The organism is Microtetraspora niveoalba, from assembly GCF_001570405.1.
GTDB lineage: Bacteria > Actinomycetota > Actinomycetes > Streptosporangiales > Streptosporangiaceae > Microtetraspora > Microtetraspora niveoalba.
Genome location: NZ_BBYM01000033.1, coordinates 80,293 through 96,722 on the forward strand (window position 1 = coordinate 80,293; position 16,430 = coordinate 96,722).

Genomic DNA, 16,430 nt, shown 5'->3' on the forward strand with positions numbered 1-16,430 from the left:
CGCCCGGCGACGTGCCCGGACGAACCGCTGAGCCGCACCCGGATCCGCGACCGTCCGAGCAGGCACGATTACTATCTGTGACATGACCGATGTTCGTTCGCCGTCGGCCGGCCAGGACGACGTTTTCAGCAAGAAGATCCGCGAGCAGTGGACCGAGCAGCTCGGGCGGAGGCTCGACATCCTCGTCGCCGGCTGCGGCCGCGCCAGCACCTCGATCTTTGGCGACGGCGACATGGAACGGCTCGGCTCCAAGGTCAGCGGGATCGACGAGGAGCTGCCGGAGCTGCGAGCCCACGCGAAGTCGCGCAAGGACCTGGACTCCTGGACGCTCGGCGACCTGCGGCACGTGCCGATCCCGCCGCGCTCCTACGACGTGATCCTCGTGGACTTCCTGCTCGAACGCATCCGCAACGCGGAGCTCGTGATGGACCGCATGGCCGCCGGACTGCGCCCCGGCGGCCTGCTGCTGATCAGGCTGCGCGACCGCAGCTCGGCGTACGGCTTCTGCGACCGGAAGACACCCGCCTGGCTGCGCCGGAGGTTGTGGAAGCGGTTCGTCCCCGCCGAGACCATCGGCCCGCTGCCCGCCGTCTACGAGCGGATCAGCTCGCGTGAGGGCATCCAGGCGTACTGCCTGATGCGGGGCCTGATGATCACGGAGGACTACGCGGGCACGAGCGGGGCCGCCTGCCGCGGCCCGCGGGCGGCCCTGGCGCGGAAGGTCTGCCGGATCGTGGACCGGCTCTCCAGCGGGCGGCTGCCATCCGGCCACGACGAGGTCATCGTGGTCGTGCGCAAGCCGCAGAACCACTTCGCCCGCCTCATCTGACGGGTCCCGTCGCGGCCGCGGGCCGCGGGCGCGCACGGGACCCGGCTCACCGATCGAAGTGGCCTGCAGCCCGTCCCTCCCGGCGAGCAGCGTGCCGTCGGGTGAGACTCCCGCCTCGGACTCCGTCACCACGTAGTCGGACGGGGCGTCGCGCGGGGGCCCGTCGAGGTCGTAGAAGACCTTGTGCCGGGGGGACAGGTCCCATTCGTAGATCAGCGCGCCGTCGTCGCTCCAGCCGAAGTCAGGCGCCCGTTCCGGTTGTCGACGGAGCCGAGGGGCATCCGGTGGAACTCCCCGGCGGTGGCGGTTGCCACGTCGATCACGTAGAAGCCCGTCCTGCTTCCATCGCCGGCGTCCGCCCCCTTCCCCGGCGCTCCGCGACACCACGCAGGCGGGCGAGCGAGCGGTGCGCCGTGCTGCGCACGGTGCCGACCGAGCAGGTCAGCAGGAAGCCCAATCTCATGAGCGCCGGGGACGACTCCGATACGAACTCGCGGAAACGTCGCTCGTCCGCGGCGTCCACGACCACCTCCAGGGGTTAATGTCACCTTCTTGGACGCCCCGGCAAGGGCTGCGCTATGCCCTGGTCGCGGGATAAGGTAGGTATCCGACTAATTCGATCGGAAATGGAAGCTATGACCGAGTGGATCCCCGACGCGCGTGAGCTCGCCGACCTGGAACTGCTGCTCTCAGGCGCGTACGCGCCGCTCGACGGCTTCCTCTCCGCCGCCGACGTCGCCGAGGTGATCGACCACGGGCGGCTCGCCGACGGCACCCCCTGGCCCGACCCGATCACCATCGCGCTGCCCGACGACATCCCGGTGGGCGCGCGGGTCACGCTCAGGGACCCCGAGGGCGCGGCCGTCGCCGTCATGACGGTGCGCGAGCGGGACGGCCACCACGCCGCCGGTCCGGTCGAGGCGCTCGACGCCCCCGCGTACGGGCCGTTCGCCCGGCTCCGCCGTACGCCGGAGGATGTCCGCAAGGAGCTGCCGGACGGCGAGATCCTCGCGGTCACCATGCGGGGACCGCTCGACGCCGCCACCCTCGACGACATCGCCGCCAATGCCGAGGAGCTGGAGGCGGCCGTGCTGCTGCTCCCCCTCGTGTTCGGCGAGAGCGGCCCGGCGGTGGTCCGCGCCGCGCTCAAGGCGTCCGCCGCGCTGCCCGGCTCGTCCGTGGTCGCGGTGCCGCTCGCGCCGCGCGAGGACGCCGAGATCGACCTGGAGTTGCGCGAGCACGTGGCGCGGAACTACGGCGCGACCGAGCACTACGCGGGTTCCGCCCCGGTCGTCATCCCCGGCCCGCCGCACCGCCGCGGCCTCGTGGTGTTCTTCACCGGCCTGTCCGGCTCCGGCAAGTCCACGATCGCGCGCGGGCTGCGCGACGCCCTGCTGGAGCGGGGCGGCCGCACGGTCACCTATCTGGACGGCGACGTCGTCCGCCGGCTGCTGTCCGCCGGGCTGACCTTCTCGCGCGAGGACCGCGACCACAACATCCGGCGGATCGGCTTCGTCGCCTCCGAGGCGGCCAGGCACGGCGGCCTCGCCATCTGCGCCCCCATCGCGCCGTACGCGGCGACCCGGGACGAGGTGCGGGCCATGGCCGAGGAGGTCGGCGCCGACTTCCTGCTCGTCCACGTGTCCACGCCGCTGGAGGAGTGCGAGCGCCGCGACCGCAAGGGCCTGTACGCCAAGGCCCGCGCGGGGCTCATCCCGGAGTTCACCGGCGTCTCCGATCCGTACGAGGAGCCGGAGGACGCCGATCTGACCCTGGACACCACCGGCATGACCGTCGAGCGGGCGGTGTCCGCCGTGCTGAACGTGCTGACGTCCGGAGGGTGGGTGCGATGAACGTCCACGACCACGCCGAGATGAACGAGGAGCGGTGAGGGACCCATGGAGATCGATCCGGCGCTGGTGGCGGGCTCGTTCCTGGTGGCGATCATCGTCGGGCTGACCGGCATGGGCGGAGGCGCCCTGATGACGCCGATGATGATGCTGTTCTTCAACGTGCCGCCGCTCGCGGCGGTCTCCAGCGATCTCGTCGCGTCCGCGGTCATGAAGCCGGTGGGCGGCCTGGTCCACCTGCGCAACGGCACGGTCAACCTGCGCATGGTGGGCTGGCTGTGCCTCGGATCGGTGCCCATGGCGTTCGCCGGGGTGTTCGCCGCCCGGCTGTTCGGCGAGGGCGAGCAGATGCAGCAGGCCGTCAAGTACGCGCTCGGGGTGGCGTTGCTGCTCGCGCTCACCGGCCTGCTGGCGAAGTCGCTGCTGAGCCTGCGTCAGGGGGTGGGCGCGATCTCCGCGCGGGATGTCGTCGTGCGCCCAATACCGACTGTACTGATCGGTATGGTCGGCGGCCTCGTCGTGGGGGTGACCTCGGTCGGGTCCGGCTCGCTCATCGTCGTCGCGCTGGTGATGGTCTATCCGGCGCTGCGCGCCAACCAGCTCGTCGGCACGGACCTCGTCCAGGCGGTGCCGCTGGTCGCCTCGGCGGCCGTGGGCCACATCCTCTTCGGCGACTTCAAGCTCGATCTCACCGCGTCGCTGCTGCTCGGGTCGGTCCCCGGCGTCTATATCGGGTCCCGGATCTCGGCCTGGGCGCCGGACCAGGTGATCCGGCTGGCGCTGGCCGTCGTGCTGCTCGCCTCGGCGCTCAAGCTCCTCGGCGTGGGGAACGTGCCCCTGCTGGTCGTCGTGGCCTGCTTCGGCGTCGCCGCCGCCGTCACGTGGCGGATGGCCAGGGCGCGCGCCGTGCGGGAGCGGCCGATCAGCGCGTGGGAACCTGCGTCCCACTGAAGTACGGCCCCCCGGCCAGGCTGGAGAACGCCCGGTCCGCGGCGGTGGTCGCGTCGAACCGCGTGTCCCCGCGCGGCGCGGCCGGCGAGTCGAAGTAGACCAGCGCCTTGATCTGCGGGTAGTCGCCGATCTGCCGGGCGACCGAGGCGAAGAACCGCGGCTTGAACTGCGGCATGTGCGGCCGTTCGAAGGCCCCCCACTCCGAAAGCATGATCGGCTTTCCCGGGAAGCGCGACTGGATCCAGCGGTAGAACCCCGGCCACTGCGGATGGTCCGGCCGGGTCTTGTTGACGAGGCTGGCGAAGTCGTGGACCCGCGCGTCGGCGTACGGGTCGAGCCCGATCCAGTCCACCACGTCGTCGCCCGGATACAGCTTGTCGAACCACGGTTTGGTGGCCCAGTTGGGCGCGCCCATGTACGTCATCACGGTGACGGCGTTCGTCACCCCCTTGCTGCGCAGCCGGGAGACGACGTGGCGGAACATCGCGACGTAGTCCTCGGCGGAGTAGCCGCCGTCGAGCCGCACGTCGTTCTCCGGCTCGTGGTGGATCGTGAGGAAGAACCGGCCGGGGAAGGTCCGCCTGATGTACGCCGCGAGCGCGTCGATGCGGTGGTCGACGGCCCCGCTCGCGACCTCGGCCCAGCTCGCGGTCATGGACGGCTTCCAGTTGATCAGCAGCAGCCGCCGCCCGTTGGCGAGCTCGCGCTCGAACGGCGTGGGGAACAACTCCCCGCCCCGGTGGTAGACGTGCACGATGTCGACGCGGCGTCCCATCCGCCGCTCGGCCCGCAGGGTGGCCTCGTCCACCCGCCGGCCGGTGAAGATGTCCGGCGCGATGCCCCACCAGGCCCCGCAGGTCGGGATCAGCTTCGCGGTGACCGTACAGGACATGGCCCCGTGCGTGCCGAGCCTGCTGTCGTGGTCGGTGCGCGCGCCCCGCACCGGCGCTCCGGGCGCGGGCGAGCATCCCGCCAGCAGTGCCGTCAGTCCGATCAGCGCTGTTCGCCGCACGTTTCCCCCTTCGTTTGAACGACTTCGGGTGCTCACCTTGCCATTACTCGAGGGAAGATCGAGGGGAACTTTGTGATATCGCACCATCGGACATGTCGCATCAATGATCGCTATTGCCGGGTAATTCTGCGGAAGAAAATCTTTCAATATCCGATGGGGAAAACCACAACCGCGCCTATAGTTCGTGGGCATGGTGAGATCTTCTTTTCCGCCGCCGCACACCAGGGATCTCGCCGACTACGGTTCGGTTCTCCGCCGCCGTCGGCTGCTCGTCGCGTCATGCCTGATGGCGGGCATCGCGGGCGGCGTCGGGCTGCTGGTCGTCACCCCCAAGGAATACGCGGCGGTCGCGCAGGTCCAGGTGCTTCCGACCGGCGTGCAGGATCAGGTCAACCAGGTCACCTCGCGCCAGCGCGAACCCCTCAATCTTGATACGGAAGCACAAATCGCCCACTCTGCGACAGTTGCCGCCAAAGCCGCTGAAATTTTGAAAAAGACTGATTCGGAGGAATTGCGGGAGCAGGTCACCGTGGACGTGCCGCCCAATTCCGCGATCCTCTCCATCTGGTTCACCGCCGGCGACCCCATCTCGGCCGCCGCCGGCGCGCAGGCGTTCGCCGACGCGTACCTCCAGAACCGCTCTCTGTCCGCCGCCCGCACCCTGGCCGCCCAGATGAAGGCGCTGACCACCCAGCTGCACGAGGTGGACGGCGACCTCGGCAAAGCCGCGGAGAGCGTCGCCACCCTGCCCCGCGGCTCCGCCGCCCGCGTGGTCGCCGAGCACCAGCAGTCCGTGCTCGGCCGCCAGGTCTACAGCCTCACCCTCAAGTACGACGCGCTCAAGACCGTCGCCATCACGCCGGGAGCGGTGATCAGCCAGGCCCGCCCCCCGTCGTCCCCCAGCGCCCCGAGCGCCCCGCTGTACCTCGGCAGCGGCCTCTTCCTCGGCCTCCTCGCCGGCACGGGCGCCGCGTTCGCCCGCGACCGCCTGGACACCCGGCTGCGCGCCCCGGCGGACGTCGAGCGCCTCACCACGCTGCCGCTGCTCGCCGACATCCCGCTGCGCGCCGATCCGGGGGCCTTCCGCTCCCTGGCGGCCGGCGTGGTCGCCGCCCTCGGCGAGGGCTACCACCGCCTGCTGGTCGCCGAGCTCGGCACGGTCGCCGGACCGCCGGTCGCCGAACGCCTCGGCGCCGCGCTCTCCCACCTCGCGCCGGTCACCGTGGTCACCGACCCCGCCGACCGGCCCGGCGCCGCCGTGCTGCTCCTCGGCCTGCGCCGCACCACGTCCACCGAGGTCGCCCAGACCGTACGCCGCCTGAACAGGCAGGGCACGACCGTGCTCGGCGCCGTCACCGTTCCGCCCACCCTGCCCATGCCGCCGCGCTCGATGAAGCAGAACGCATGAGACCGGCGGTGTGGCCGATCGCCGCCCTGCTCGCCGGCTATCCGATCTGGTGGGCGCTCGGCCTGGGCGGGCTGTCGATCGTCGTGGTCGCGATACCGATGGCCGTGGTGCTCTGGCGCAGGCGTCCGATCAAGGTGCCGACGGGCATGGGCCTGTGGATGCTCCTGCTGGCCGGATACGCGGTCAGCGCGCTGGCCCTGGCCGAGAACCCGCCCGGCACGTACGGCGACCTGTCCACCGGCCGGATCCTCGGCTATCTGATGCGCTTCGCCGTCTACCTCGCGCTCGCCGTCATGGTGCTCTACCTGGGCAACCTCACCCTCGACGAGCTTCCCCAGCTCGCCCTGGTCCGGCTGCTCGGCGTGCTGTTCCTCACCACCGTGGCGGGCGGGCTGCTCGGAGTGGTCGCCCCCGGCTTCCACTTCACCGCCCCCGTCGAGATGCTGCTCCCCGACTGGATCGGCGGGAACTCCTTCGTCAGCAACCTCATCCACCCGACCGCCGCCCAGATGCAGCACGTGCTCGGGCACGCCTCACCCCGGCCCGAGGCGCCGTTCGAGTGGGCGAACGCCTGGGGCAGCAACATCTCGGTGCTGCTCGTCTGGTTCGTGGTCGGCTGGTGGACGTACGGCGGGCCGTGGCGGCGGGCGGCGGTCGCCGTGCTGCTGCCGCTGGCCGCGATCCCCATCGTCTACTCGCTCAACCGCGGCCTGTGGATCGGGCTCGGGCTCTCCGCCGCCTACCTCGCCTTCCGCTGGCGGCCCCTCGTCGTCGGCACCGCCGTGGCCCTCGCCGGCGCGGCGCTGCTGCTGTCCCCGCTCGGCGCGATCGTGGGGCAACGGCTGGACAACCCGCACAGCAACGACATCCGCGCCTTCACCGTGGCGTCCACCGTACGCGCCGCCGCCGCCTCCCCCGTGATCGGCTACGGCAGCACCCGCAACGCGTACGGCAACTACTCCACGATCACGACGGGCAAGACCGCGTGGTGCCCGACCTGCGGCCATCCCCCGCTCGGCAGCGACGGCCAGCTCTGGCTCACGCTCATCACGCAGGGCTTCGCCGGCGCGGCGCTGTACGTCGGGTTCTTCCTCGGCGCCGTACGGCGCCACTGGCGCGACAGGTCGCCGATCGGGCAGGCCGGGACGCTCGTCATGATCCTCGTGCTCTTCTACATGTTCGTCTACGACGGCATGGTCAGCGCCCTGAGCCTCTACCTGATCTCCTTCGCCCTGCTGTGGCGCAACGCGGCCCAGCGGCGGCGGACGCCGCTGAACGGGAGGTGGGCGCATGGGTGACGCCGAAGCCCGGTTGCGCTACCTCCACGAGGTCATCGGCCTGCTCTATCCGCCCTCGACGACGGCGACCGCGCGCACGGTCCTCCCGCACCGGCTCGTCCCCCGGCGGCTCGTCCCGCGTACCCGCTGGCACTCCGTCCTGGGGCGCCGCGGGCGGGTGCTGGTGCCCGACGGCCCCGACACGATCGAGACGTACCTGAGCGACGTGTTCGGCCGCCCGGTCCGCACCGTGCTCCGCGTACGGCCGGCCCGCCGCGCCAACCGCAAACCGATCCTCACCGCGCACTCCGCCCCGGACGGCTCGGGACGCGGGCCGGGCGACCTGCTCGGCTTCGTCAAGATCGGCGACTCGCCGCGGGCCGCCGCGCTGGTCCGGCACGAGAGCGACACCCTGCGCATGCTCGCCGACCGCCCGCTGAAGACGGTCTCGGTGCCCGTCATCCTGCACCACGGCCGATGGCACGGCCTGGAGGTGCTGGTCCTCACGCCGCTGCCGGTCACGTCGGCGGCGGTCCCGCCCGGCCTGCTCGACGCGGCCGTCGCCGAGATCGCCTCCCTCGGCGACCACGCCGAGGACGCCCAGACGCGCTCCGGCGGATCGCACGCCTGGCACGGCGACTTCGCCCCGTGGAACATCGCTCCCGGCGCCGACGGGCGGCTCCTCGTCTGGGACTGGGAGCGGTTCGGCACCGGCGTCCCCCTCGGCTTCGACGCGCTCCACCACTTCCTGCACCGAGTGCTCAAACGCATGGGCCCGGTGGACGCCACGCGCGCCTGCCTGGCCCGGGCCGTGCCCCTCCTCGCGCCGTTCGGGCTCTCGGCGGCGGAGGCCAGGCGGACCGCCGCGCACTACCTGATCACGCTCGCCGACCGGCACGACCGAGACGGCCACGAACCACTCGGGCCGGCCGCCACCTGGCTCAACCCACTCGTCGACCATCTGGAGCCCCTGCTGTGAAGTCCACCCTCAAGCGCTCGGCGCACGCCGTCTCCTTGACCACGGGCAGGCTCACCGTGGGAGGCAGGATGTTGCCCTCGTTCCTGATCGTCGGCGCGCAGCGGTGCGGCACCACCTCGCTGTACCGGGCGCTCTCCCGCCACCCGCTGATCATGAAGCCGGTGCTGCGCAAGGGCGTCCACTACTTCGACATGGCCTACGAGAAGGGCCTCACCTGGTACCAGGCGCACTTCCCCCGCAGGGCCGCCGCCCGGCGGCTGGAACGCCGCCACGGCCACCAGGCGCAGGCGTTCGAGTCCTCGCCGTACTACCTGTTCCACCCGCTCGCTCCCGCGCGGATCGCCTGGGACCTGCCGGGAGCCAAGCTGATCGTGCTGGTCAGGGACCCGGTGGAGCGCGCCTACTCCGCGCACGCGCACGAGCTGGCCCGGGGTTTCGAGACCGAGGCGTCCTTCGAGCGCGCCCTGGACCTGGAGCAGGAGCGCCTCGCCGACGAGGCGCACCGCCTCCGCGTCTCCCCCCACTCGGCCAGCCACAGCCACCGCCACCACGCCTACGTCGCGCGCGGCCGGTACGCCGAGCAGCTCGCGCGCCTCGAACTGCTCGTCGGACGCGACCAGGTGCTCGTCCTGGACAGCGGGCAGTTCTTCCGCGACCCCCGGCCCGTCTACGACCGGGTCGTCGACTTCCTCGGCCTGCCCCGGCTCGGCGACCCGCTCTTCGAACGGCACAACGCCCAGCCGCGCGCCGCCGACATGCCCCCGTCCGTACGGCGCCGCCTGTCCGAGCACTTCGCCCCGTGGGACGCCCTGCTCACCCCCTGGCTCGGCGCCGAGCCGTCCTGGCGGTCCGGCCGGGACGCGCTCCGGTGACCCGGCGGCGGGACCTCCCGCTGGCCCGCAAGAGCGCGGCCGGGCTGCTGTGGGCCGCGACCGGCGCGGCGGCACAGTTCCTTCTCGCCCTGGTGGTGACCCGGTCGCTCTCCCCCGCCCACGCGGGGGCGTTCTTCGCCGCCACGGCGCTGTGCCTGATGCTGGCCGGGATCGTCCGCCTGGACACGGGGAACGGCCTCGTCTACTTCCTCGCCGGGCAGGCCGACGACCCCGCGCCCGCCGGCCGCCCGGTGCTGCTGGTCGCGCTCGCCCCCGTCGTGGCCCTCTCGCTCGTCGTCGCCGTGGCCGTCGCCGCCTTCGGCGGCCTGCTCGCCCCGCTCGTCGGCGTCCCGGCGGGCGTGTGGCCGGTGCTCGCGGCGGCGCTGCCCGCGGTCGCCGTCGCCGACGTCCTGATCGCCGCCACCCGCGGGCTCGGCAGCATGCGCCCCACCCTGTTCCTGAGCGGCGTCGCGCAGCCGCTCGGCCAGGTGGCGCTGCTCTCCGGCGGGCTGCTCGCCGGGGCGCCCGTACCCGTCCTGACCGCCGCGTGGGCGTTGCCCGCCCTCCCGGTCGGCGCGGTCGCCGCCCGCCGGCTCAGGGGGCGCACCATGACCGTCCGCTGGGGCCGCTTCTGGCGGTACACCGGGCCGCGCTCGGCCGCCGCCGCGATCCAGGCCGTCTTCCAGCGGCTCGACGTCGTGATCGTCGCCGCGCTCGCCGGGCCCGCCCCCGCCGCCGTGTACACGGCCGCCACCCGGTTCAAGGTGGTCGGCCAGCTCGCCGGGCAGGGGCTCGCGCAGGCCGTGCAGCCGGGGCTGGTCCGGGCCCTCTCCCAGGGCGACCTCGACCGGGCCAGGCAGCTCTACCAGACGGCCACGATGTGGCTGGTCATGGTCACCTGGCCGGTCTGGCTCGGCTACGCGGCGCTCGCCCCGTGGCTGCTGCGGATCTTCGGCACGTCGTACGCCCGGGGCACGTCGGTGGCGCTCGTGCTCTCCGCGACCATGATGATCGCCAGCGCGTGCGGCATGGTCGACGTCATGCTGATCGCCTCGGGGCACACCACGGCCAGCCTGGTCAACACCGCCTGCGCGGTCAGCGTGACCGTCGTCCTCGACGTGCTCCTCGTCCCCGGGCACGGCGCCCTCGGAGCCGCCCTCGGCTGGTCCGGCGGCGTCCTGGTGAAGAACCTGCTGCCGCTCGCCCAGATCTCCGTCCGCTACGGGCTGCGCCCGTTCGGCCGGCACAGCCTGGCGGCCTTCGGCCTGCGGGTGGCCGCGTGACCGGGGACGGACCGCCGCTGCTCGTGACCGGGCTGCCCCGCAGCGGCACGAGCTGGGCCGGGAAGATGCTCGCCGCGAGCGGCCGCCTCGTCTACGTCAACGAGCCCCTCAACCCCGAGCACCCGCCGGGACGCTGCCCGGGCGTGCTCGACGCGTCCGTGACCCACCGCTTCCAGTACATCTGCCCGGACGACGAGTCGCCCTGGCTTGCGGCGTTCTCCCGCACGGTGGGGCTGCGGTACGGCCTCCTCGCCGAGCTGCGGCGCAACCACCGCCCCCGCGACCTCGCCCGCACGGCCAAGTACGGCACGGCCTTCCTGGCCGGCCGCCTTCTGGGACGGCGCGCCCTCCTGGACGACCCGTTCGCGCTGTTCTCCGCCGCCTGGTTCTCCCGGCGGCTCGGCTGCCGGGTCGTCGTCATGGTCAGGGACCCGGTGTCGTTCGTCGGGAGCTGGCGGCGGCTCGGCTGGTCGGTCGACTTCCACGAGCTGCTCGAACAGCCGCTCCTCGTCCGCGACCACCCCTGCGTCGAGGAGCTGCGCCCGCTCGTCGGCTCGCGGGACCCCCTGGCCAAGGCGGCGGCGCTGTGGCGGGTGGCCCGACGGGTGACGGCCGACCTGACCGCCGCCGATCCCGGCGTCCGCGTCGTCGGTTACGAGTCGCTCGCCTCCGCTCCGCTGGACGGCTTCCGCGACCTCTACACCTGGTGCGGCCTGCCCTGGTCGGAACGGGCGGCCCGGCGCGTGGCCGCGGCCTGTACGGCTCCCGCCGCCGCTCCGGCCTCCGGCTTCGCCTGGACCGGCCTGTCCAGGACCGCGTTCCGCCCCATGGACTCGCGGGCGGCGCTCGGGACGTACCGGGAGCGGCTCACCCCCGGCGAGGTGTCCCGGATCCGCGAGCTGACGTCGGCTCCGCTCTGACCGCGCTCCACTCCGGCCCCGGACCGAGGCCCCCGCGCGTGAGCACCGCGCGCCTGTGGACCGTGCGCTCGTCGGCCGGGCGCTTGTGTGCTGTGCGCTTGTGTGCTGTGCGCTTGTCGACCGGGCGCTCGTCGACCGGGCGCCTGTGGACCGCGCGCCGCAGCAGGCACCCGGCGAGCAGCCGCGACGCGAAGGGCACGTCGTCCACGAGATAGCGGCGGCCCAGCCGGGCCGGCTCGGACAGCAGCCGGAACAACCACTCCAGGCCCGCGCCGCGCATCCACTCCGGCGCACGCCGTACGGCGCCGGCGGCGAAGGCGACCGCGGATCCGCAGCCGACGAACCACGCGCCCGGCAGATCGGCGCGCAGCGCCTCGATCAGCCGGTCCTGCTTGGGGAACCCCAGCCCGACGAAGACCAGGCCCGGCGCCGCCGCCCGCAGGGCGTCCCCGATCGCCGCCACGCCTCCCGGCGCGGTCTCGAACCCGTACGGCGGGGCGTCAGTCCCGGCGACGACGAGGCGCGGGCAGCGCGCCCGCAGCGCCACCGCCGCCGCCTCCGCCACGCCGGGTGGGCCGCCCAGCAGGTAGACGGGGACGCCGTGACGCGCCGCGGCCTCCGACAGCGCCCAGATCAGATCGGCGCCGGTCACCCGCCCGGGGAGCGGTGTGCCGAGCAGCCGCGCCGCCCACACCAGCGGCATGCCGTCCGCGACGGCGATGTCCGCCCGCCGGACCAGAGCGCGCAGCCCGGGGTCGCGCGCCGCCTGCCGGCAGATGTCCACATTGGGAGTGAGCAGGTGGCCGCCCCGGCCACGACGCAACTCCTCGAACACCCGCGTCACGACCTCGTCCTCGGTGAGCGGGTCCAGCTCCACCCCGGCGACGCGCACCCGCGTGGGCGGCATCAGATGCCCCGGCCGCGGGTGTGCAGCAGGCCGAGCACGACCCGCGCGGGCACCAGCCCGGTGGCGACCGCCAGCGCCACGGCGGCGCGCGGCTCGCGGCGGTGCGCCGAGAACGCCTTCCACGCCCAGCGGCCGGCATCCCTGCGGCGGCCGAGCGCGGCGTGGTGGAACGCCATCTGGCCGTAGATCCGGGCCGCGCCCCGCGGGTCCGCCTCCAGGTCGGCGTGCCGGGCCAGCATCCACTCCAGCCCCGCGATCCGATCCGCCCATCTGGCGACATATCCGGATCTGCCCCAGCGCACCCGGACGAGCGGCCGGTCCACATGCACGATCGGGTGCCGGGCCGCCGCGCGCAGCGCGAGATCCCAGTCCTCGTTCTGCCCTCCGGGGGCGCTCTCGTCCGCCCGGTACCCCGCCGACGCGCGGAACAGGAACGTCGAGGAGTGCACCATCACCATCCGCGACCGTGCCAGCTCCGCCCGGGTGACCCGCTCGGTCCCCGCCTGCCGGGGCACCAGGCGCGAGCCGTACTCGACCTCGATCGAGCAGCTCGCGAAGTCGGCCTCCGGCTCGCGCTCCAGCGCCTCCACCTGCGCGGCGAGCTTGCCGGGCAGCCACAGATCGTCGTCGTCGCAGAACGCCACCAGATCGGTGTCCAGCTCGTCGATGCCGGTGTTGCGGGCCCCCGGCAGCCCGGCGCCGCGCCGGTTCGCGACCACCCGGACGTTCCCCCGGGCCGCCGCCACCACATCCGCCACCTGCTCGGCCGGGCCCATCACGTCACCGCCGCCGTCGACCACCACGACCACCCGGAGCCGCCGGCCGTACTCCTGGTCGAGCACCCCCGCGACCGCCGCAGCGAGCAGCTCCGGCCGCTCTCCCCGCGTCGGGATCACCACGCCCACGGACGGCTTCACGCCGCGGCCCCCGCCCGCGCCGCCGGGCGATAGCCGTACCGCAGGAGCAGCGGCCAGGTCAGCGCGGTGACCAGCAGCCGGTGGGCGGGCGGCAGGGCGACCCGGCGCTCGCTGAACCGCACCCGCCCGACCGCGAACCGCATGGGGTTGCCGGACACGGTGTGCGCCACCCCGAGGAGCGCCTCTCTGCCGTCGAGGAACGGCAGCGCGCCGGGCGGCAGCGGCAGCCCCAGCTCGGCGGCCAGCTCCCGCAGCGTCTCGGCCGGGCGGAGCAGCAGGTCCTCGTACCGGATCCGGACGACGGGCACGCCCCTCCGGCGCAGCAGCTCGAACGCGAGGTTCTGGGCGAGCCAGTGGACCGCCGTGCGCCCCGGCGCCCAGCGGGCCATCGGGCGTCCGTCCTCGGGCCGGGTCACGTCGCTGCGCCACGACGCGGCCACCGCCCGCGGATCGCGTACGACGTGGACGACCCGCAGCCGGGCCCGCGTCCCGCCGGCGGCGGCCAGGCAGCACGCCAGGGAGGCGTGCTTGCTGGAGTCGATCACCCAGTCGCCGTCGGCGACCTCGGCCGCCGCGGCGTAGATCGAGGCATAGGCCGACACGTACGCGCGCAGCTCGGCCGCCCGGCGGCCCCTCCCGAAGGCCGGGAACCCGCCGAGGGCGAGCAGCGGGAGACGGCGGGTGCGGTCCACGCCGGCCCGCAGGCGGAGCACACGGTCGGCCTCGCCCGCCGTCCAGCGCCCGAACGCCAGGTCACCCACCTTGCCCCAGAAGGGGCAGCGCGAGAAGGGCTCTCCGCACCCGCACGGCTCGTCGGCGTGGACGCCGCGCGCCCAGAGATGGACGACCTCTCCGAGCGGCACGGCCCCGGGGAGCTCGCCCAGCAGCCGCTCCAGCAACGTGGTGCCGCTGCGGCCGAGCCCACCCACGAAGATCACCGGCTGAGCCTCAGTCACGAGCCCCTCCACCATGTGGATACGGAACGTGACGACCCTAGCGCTTCAGGTAATCAGCCGTTCATGGAACGGCCGAGGATCTACCGCGCGTCGACGATCATCCCGGCGCCGACCGTGCCGTTCGTGGCCTCGTCGATGAGGATGAACCCGCCGGTGAGCCGGTTACGGGCGTAGTCGTCCACGAACAGCGGCTGCGTGACCCGCAGCGACACCCGGCCGATCTCGTTGAGGCCGAGCGACGTCGCCGCCTCGTCCCGGTGCAGCGTGTTGACGTCCAGCCGGTACTGCAGGTCCCTGACCAGGGCCCGAGCCGTACGCGTCGTGTGCTTGATGATCAGCTTGGACCGGGGCTGCAGCTTGACCGAGTCGGCCATCCAGCACACCATCGCGTCGATCTCCTGAGCGGCGGCGGGCTGGTTGTGCGGCCGGCAGATCAGGTCTCCGCGCGAGATGTCGATGTCGTCCTCCAGCCGGAGGGTGACCGACATCGGCGGGAACGCCTCCTCGACCGGGCCGTCGAACGTGTCGATCGCCGCGATCCGCGTCGTCAGCCCGGACGGCAGGTGGGTCACCTCGTCGCCCGGCTTCAGCACGCCGCCGGCCACCTGGCCCGCGTACCCCCGGTAGTCGTGCAGCTCCTGGCTGGTCGCGTTGTGCGGCCGGATCACGTACTGGACGGGGAAGCGCACGTCCACCAGGTTCCGGTCGGAGGCGATGTGCACGTTCTCCAGGTGGTGCAGCAGCGACGACCCCTGGTACCACGGCATGTTCTCCGACCGGGAGACCACGTTGTCGCCGTGCAGCGCCGAGATCGGGATGAACGTGAGGTCCGCCGCGTTCAGCTTGGACGCGAAGGAGGTGAACTCCTCCCGGATCTCCTCGAACCGCTCCTCGGCGTAGTCGACCAGGTCCATCTTGTTCACCGCGAGGACCAGGTGCGGCACCCGCAGCAGCGTCGTCAGGAACGCGTGCCGCCGCGACTGCTCGAGCACGCCCTTGCGCGCGTCGATCAGGATGATCGCCAGGTCGGCGGTCGAGGCGCCGGTGACCATGTTCCGGGTGTACTGGATGTGGCCCGGGGTGTCGGCGATGATGAACTTCCGCTTCGGCGTGGCGAAATAGCGGTACGCCACGTCGATCGTGATGCCCTGCTCCCGCTCGGCGCGCAGGCCGTCGGTGAGCAGCGACAGGTCGGTGTACTCGGTGCCGCGGTCGCGCGAGGTCCGCTCGACCGCCTCCAGCTGGTCCTCGAAGATCGCCTTGGAGTCGAACAGCAGCCGCCCGATCAGCGTGGACTTGCCGTCGTCGACCGAACCCGCGGTGGCGAAACGAAGGATGTCCATTAGAAGTAGCCTTCCTTCTTGCGGTCCTCCATCGCGGCCTCCGATGCCCGGTCGTCGGCGCGTGTCGCGCCGCGCTCGGTGAGCCGCGTCACCGCGATCTCCTCGATGATCTGCTCGACGGTCACCGCGGTGGACGCCACCGCGCCGGTGCACGTCATGTCACCGACGGTGCGATAGCGGACGGTGGCCTCGTACAGCGGCTCGTCCTCGCCGCGGCGCACCACCTCCGCGTCCGGGAGCAGCATGCCGTCCCGCTCGAACACCTTGCGCGTGTGCGCGAAGTAGATGGACGGGATCTCGATCCCCTCGCGCCGGATGTAGTCCCAGATGTCCAGCTCGGTCCAGTTGGACAGCGGGAACACGCGGATGTGCTCGCCCTTGCGGATCTTCGAGTTGTACAGGTTCCACAGCTCGGGGCGCTGGTTCTTCGGGTCCCACTGGCCGAAGTCGTCGCGGAAGGAGAAGACCCGCTCCTTCGCGCGGGCCTTCTCCTCGTCACGCCGGGCGCCGCCGAACACGGCGTCGAACTCGTGCTCCTCGATCGCGTCCAGCAGGGTGGTGGTCTGCAGGCGGTTGCGGGAGGCGCGCCGCCCGGTCTCCTCCGCCACCCGTCCCGCGTCGATCGACGCCTGCACGCTGGCCACCACCAGGCGGGCGTTCAGCTCGGCGGCCCGCCGGTCGCGGAACTCGATGACCTCCGGGAAGTTGTGCCCGGTGTCCACGTGCATGAGAGGGAACGGGATCGGCGCCGGCCAGAACGCCTTCTCCGCGACGCGGAGCATCACGATGGAGTCCTTGCCGCCGGAGAAGAGCAGACAGGGACGCTCGAACTCCGCCGCGACCTCACGCATGATGTGGATCGCCTCGGCCTCCAGGACGTCGAGCTGCGACGTCGTGTAGTCGCGCTGAAGCATAGGGGATTCCTT

At 72.7% G+C, this 16,430-nt stretch carries 15 protein-coding genes; 9 read left to right on the forward strand and 6 right to left on the reverse strand.

Annotated features, from left to right (window positions below):
• Nucleotides 1-82: 82 nt before the first annotated feature.
• From AWQ70_RS28955 to AWQ70_RS28970, 3 genes are all read left to right on the forward strand, one after another.
• Nucleotides 83-829, forward strand: a complete 747-nt coding sequence (locus tag AWQ70_RS28955) for a class I SAM-dependent methyltransferase (protein ID WP_067182783.1) — start codon at nucleotides 83-85, stop codon at nucleotides 827-829.
• Between the two features lie 626 nt (nucleotides 830-1,455).
• Nucleotides 1,456-2,682, forward strand: a complete 1,227-nt coding sequence (cysC, locus tag AWQ70_RS28965) for an adenylyl-sulfate kinase (RefSeq protein WP_067182789.1) — start codon at nucleotides 1,456-1,458, stop codon at nucleotides 2,680-2,682.
• Nucleotides 2,683-2,727: 45 nt separating this feature from the next.
• The gene (locus AWQ70_RS28970; RefSeq protein WP_067182792.1) at nucleotides 2,728-3,630 is read left to right on the forward strand and encodes a sulfite exporter TauE/SafE family protein; all 903 of its coding nucleotides are present in this window, start codon (nucleotides 2,728-2,730) and stop codon (nucleotides 3,628-3,630) included.
• Here AWQ70_RS28970 and AWQ70_RS28975 read toward each other — a convergent pair.
• Complete coding sequence (locus tag AWQ70_RS28975; RefSeq protein ID WP_067182795.1) at nucleotides 3,602-4,642, reverse strand: glycoside hydrolase family 26 protein; 1,041 nt, start codon at nucleotides 4,640-4,642, stop codon at nucleotides 3,602-3,604. The two genes, AWQ70_RS28970 and AWQ70_RS28975, sit on opposite strands and share 29 nt — an antisense overlap.
• A gap of 190 nt (nucleotides 4,643-4,832) precedes the next feature.
• Between AWQ70_RS28975 and AWQ70_RS28980 the strand changes: the two genes are divergently transcribed.
• Genes AWQ70_RS28980 through AWQ70_RS29005 form a run of 6 tightly spaced genes read left to right on the forward strand, consistent with a single transcriptional unit; the run spans nucleotide 4,833 to nucleotide 11,381 of the window.
• Nucleotides 4,833-6,050 (forward strand): Wzz/FepE/Etk N-terminal domain-containing protein, encoded by a 1,218-nt coding sequence (locus tag AWQ70_RS28980; RefSeq protein ID WP_084517922.1) that lies wholly within the window; start codon nucleotides 4,833-4,835, stop codon nucleotides 6,048-6,050.
• Entirely contained in the window at nucleotides 6,047-7,348 is a 1,302-nt protein-coding gene (locus AWQ70_RS28985) for an O-antigen ligase family protein (RefSeq protein WP_067182802.1), read from the forward strand. Before AWQ70_RS28980 ends, AWQ70_RS28985 begins: the two co-directional genes overlap by 4 nt.
• Entirely contained in the window at nucleotides 7,341-8,306 is a 966-nt protein-coding gene (locus AWQ70_RS28990; protein WP_067182805.1) for a hypothetical protein, read from the forward strand. The genes AWQ70_RS28985 and AWQ70_RS28990 overlap by 8 nt, the downstream gene beginning before the upstream one ends.
• Nucleotides 8,303-9,178: a sulfotransferase gene (locus AWQ70_RS28995; protein ID WP_067182809.1), complete on the forward strand. Its 876-nt coding sequence runs from the start codon at nucleotides 8,303-8,305 to the stop codon at nucleotides 9,176-9,178. Before AWQ70_RS28990 ends, AWQ70_RS28995 begins: the two co-directional genes overlap by 4 nt.
• Nucleotides 9,175-10,461 (forward strand): lipopolysaccharide biosynthesis protein, encoded by a 1,287-nt coding sequence (locus tag AWQ70_RS29000; protein WP_245647192.1) that lies wholly within the window; start codon nucleotides 9,175-9,177, stop codon nucleotides 10,459-10,461. The genes AWQ70_RS28995 and AWQ70_RS29000 overlap by 4 nt, the downstream gene beginning before the upstream one ends.
• The gene (locus AWQ70_RS29005) at nucleotides 10,458-11,381 is read left to right on the forward strand and encodes a sulfotransferase (protein ID WP_067182812.1); all 924 of its coding nucleotides are present in this window, start codon (nucleotides 10,458-10,460) and stop codon (nucleotides 11,379-11,381) included. The genes AWQ70_RS29000 and AWQ70_RS29005 overlap by 4 nt, the downstream gene beginning before the upstream one ends.
• Here AWQ70_RS29005 and AWQ70_RS29010 read toward each other — a convergent pair.
• The 5 genes from AWQ70_RS29010 to cysD form a co-directional block, all read right to left on the reverse strand.
• Nucleotides 11,329-12,288 carry a WecB/TagA/CpsF family glycosyltransferase gene (locus AWQ70_RS29010; RefSeq protein WP_084517923.1) on the reverse strand — a complete coding sequence of 320 codons (960 nt, stop codon included), beginning with the start codon at nucleotides 12,286-12,288 and terminating at the stop codon, nucleotides 11,329-11,331. The two genes, AWQ70_RS29005 and AWQ70_RS29010, sit on opposite strands and share 53 nt — an antisense overlap.
• Nucleotides 12,288-13,205: a glycosyltransferase family 2 protein gene (locus AWQ70_RS29015; protein ID WP_067182820.1), complete on the reverse strand. Its 918-nt coding sequence runs from the start codon at nucleotides 13,203-13,205 to the stop codon at nucleotides 12,288-12,290. The genes AWQ70_RS29010 and AWQ70_RS29015 overlap by 1 nt, the downstream gene beginning before the upstream one ends.
• Nucleotides 13,202-14,161, reverse strand: a complete 960-nt coding sequence (locus AWQ70_RS29020; RefSeq protein ID WP_245647193.1) for a sulfotransferase — start codon at nucleotides 14,159-14,161, stop codon at nucleotides 13,202-13,204. The genes AWQ70_RS29015 and AWQ70_RS29020 overlap by 4 nt, the downstream gene beginning before the upstream one ends.
• An 80-nt stretch (nucleotides 14,162-14,241) precedes the next feature.
• A complete protein-coding gene (cysN, locus tag AWQ70_RS29025; RefSeq protein WP_067182827.1) occupies nucleotides 14,242-15,504 on the reverse strand; it encodes a sulfate adenylyltransferase subunit CysN in 1,263 nt (420 codons plus the stop codon).
• A complete protein-coding gene (cysD, locus tag AWQ70_RS29030) occupies nucleotides 15,504-16,418 on the reverse strand; it encodes a sulfate adenylyltransferase subunit CysD (RefSeq protein WP_067182831.1) in 915 nt (304 codons plus the stop codon). The genes cysN and cysD overlap by 1 nt, the downstream gene beginning before the upstream one ends.
• Between the last annotated feature and the right edge of the window lie 12 nt (nucleotides 16,419-16,430).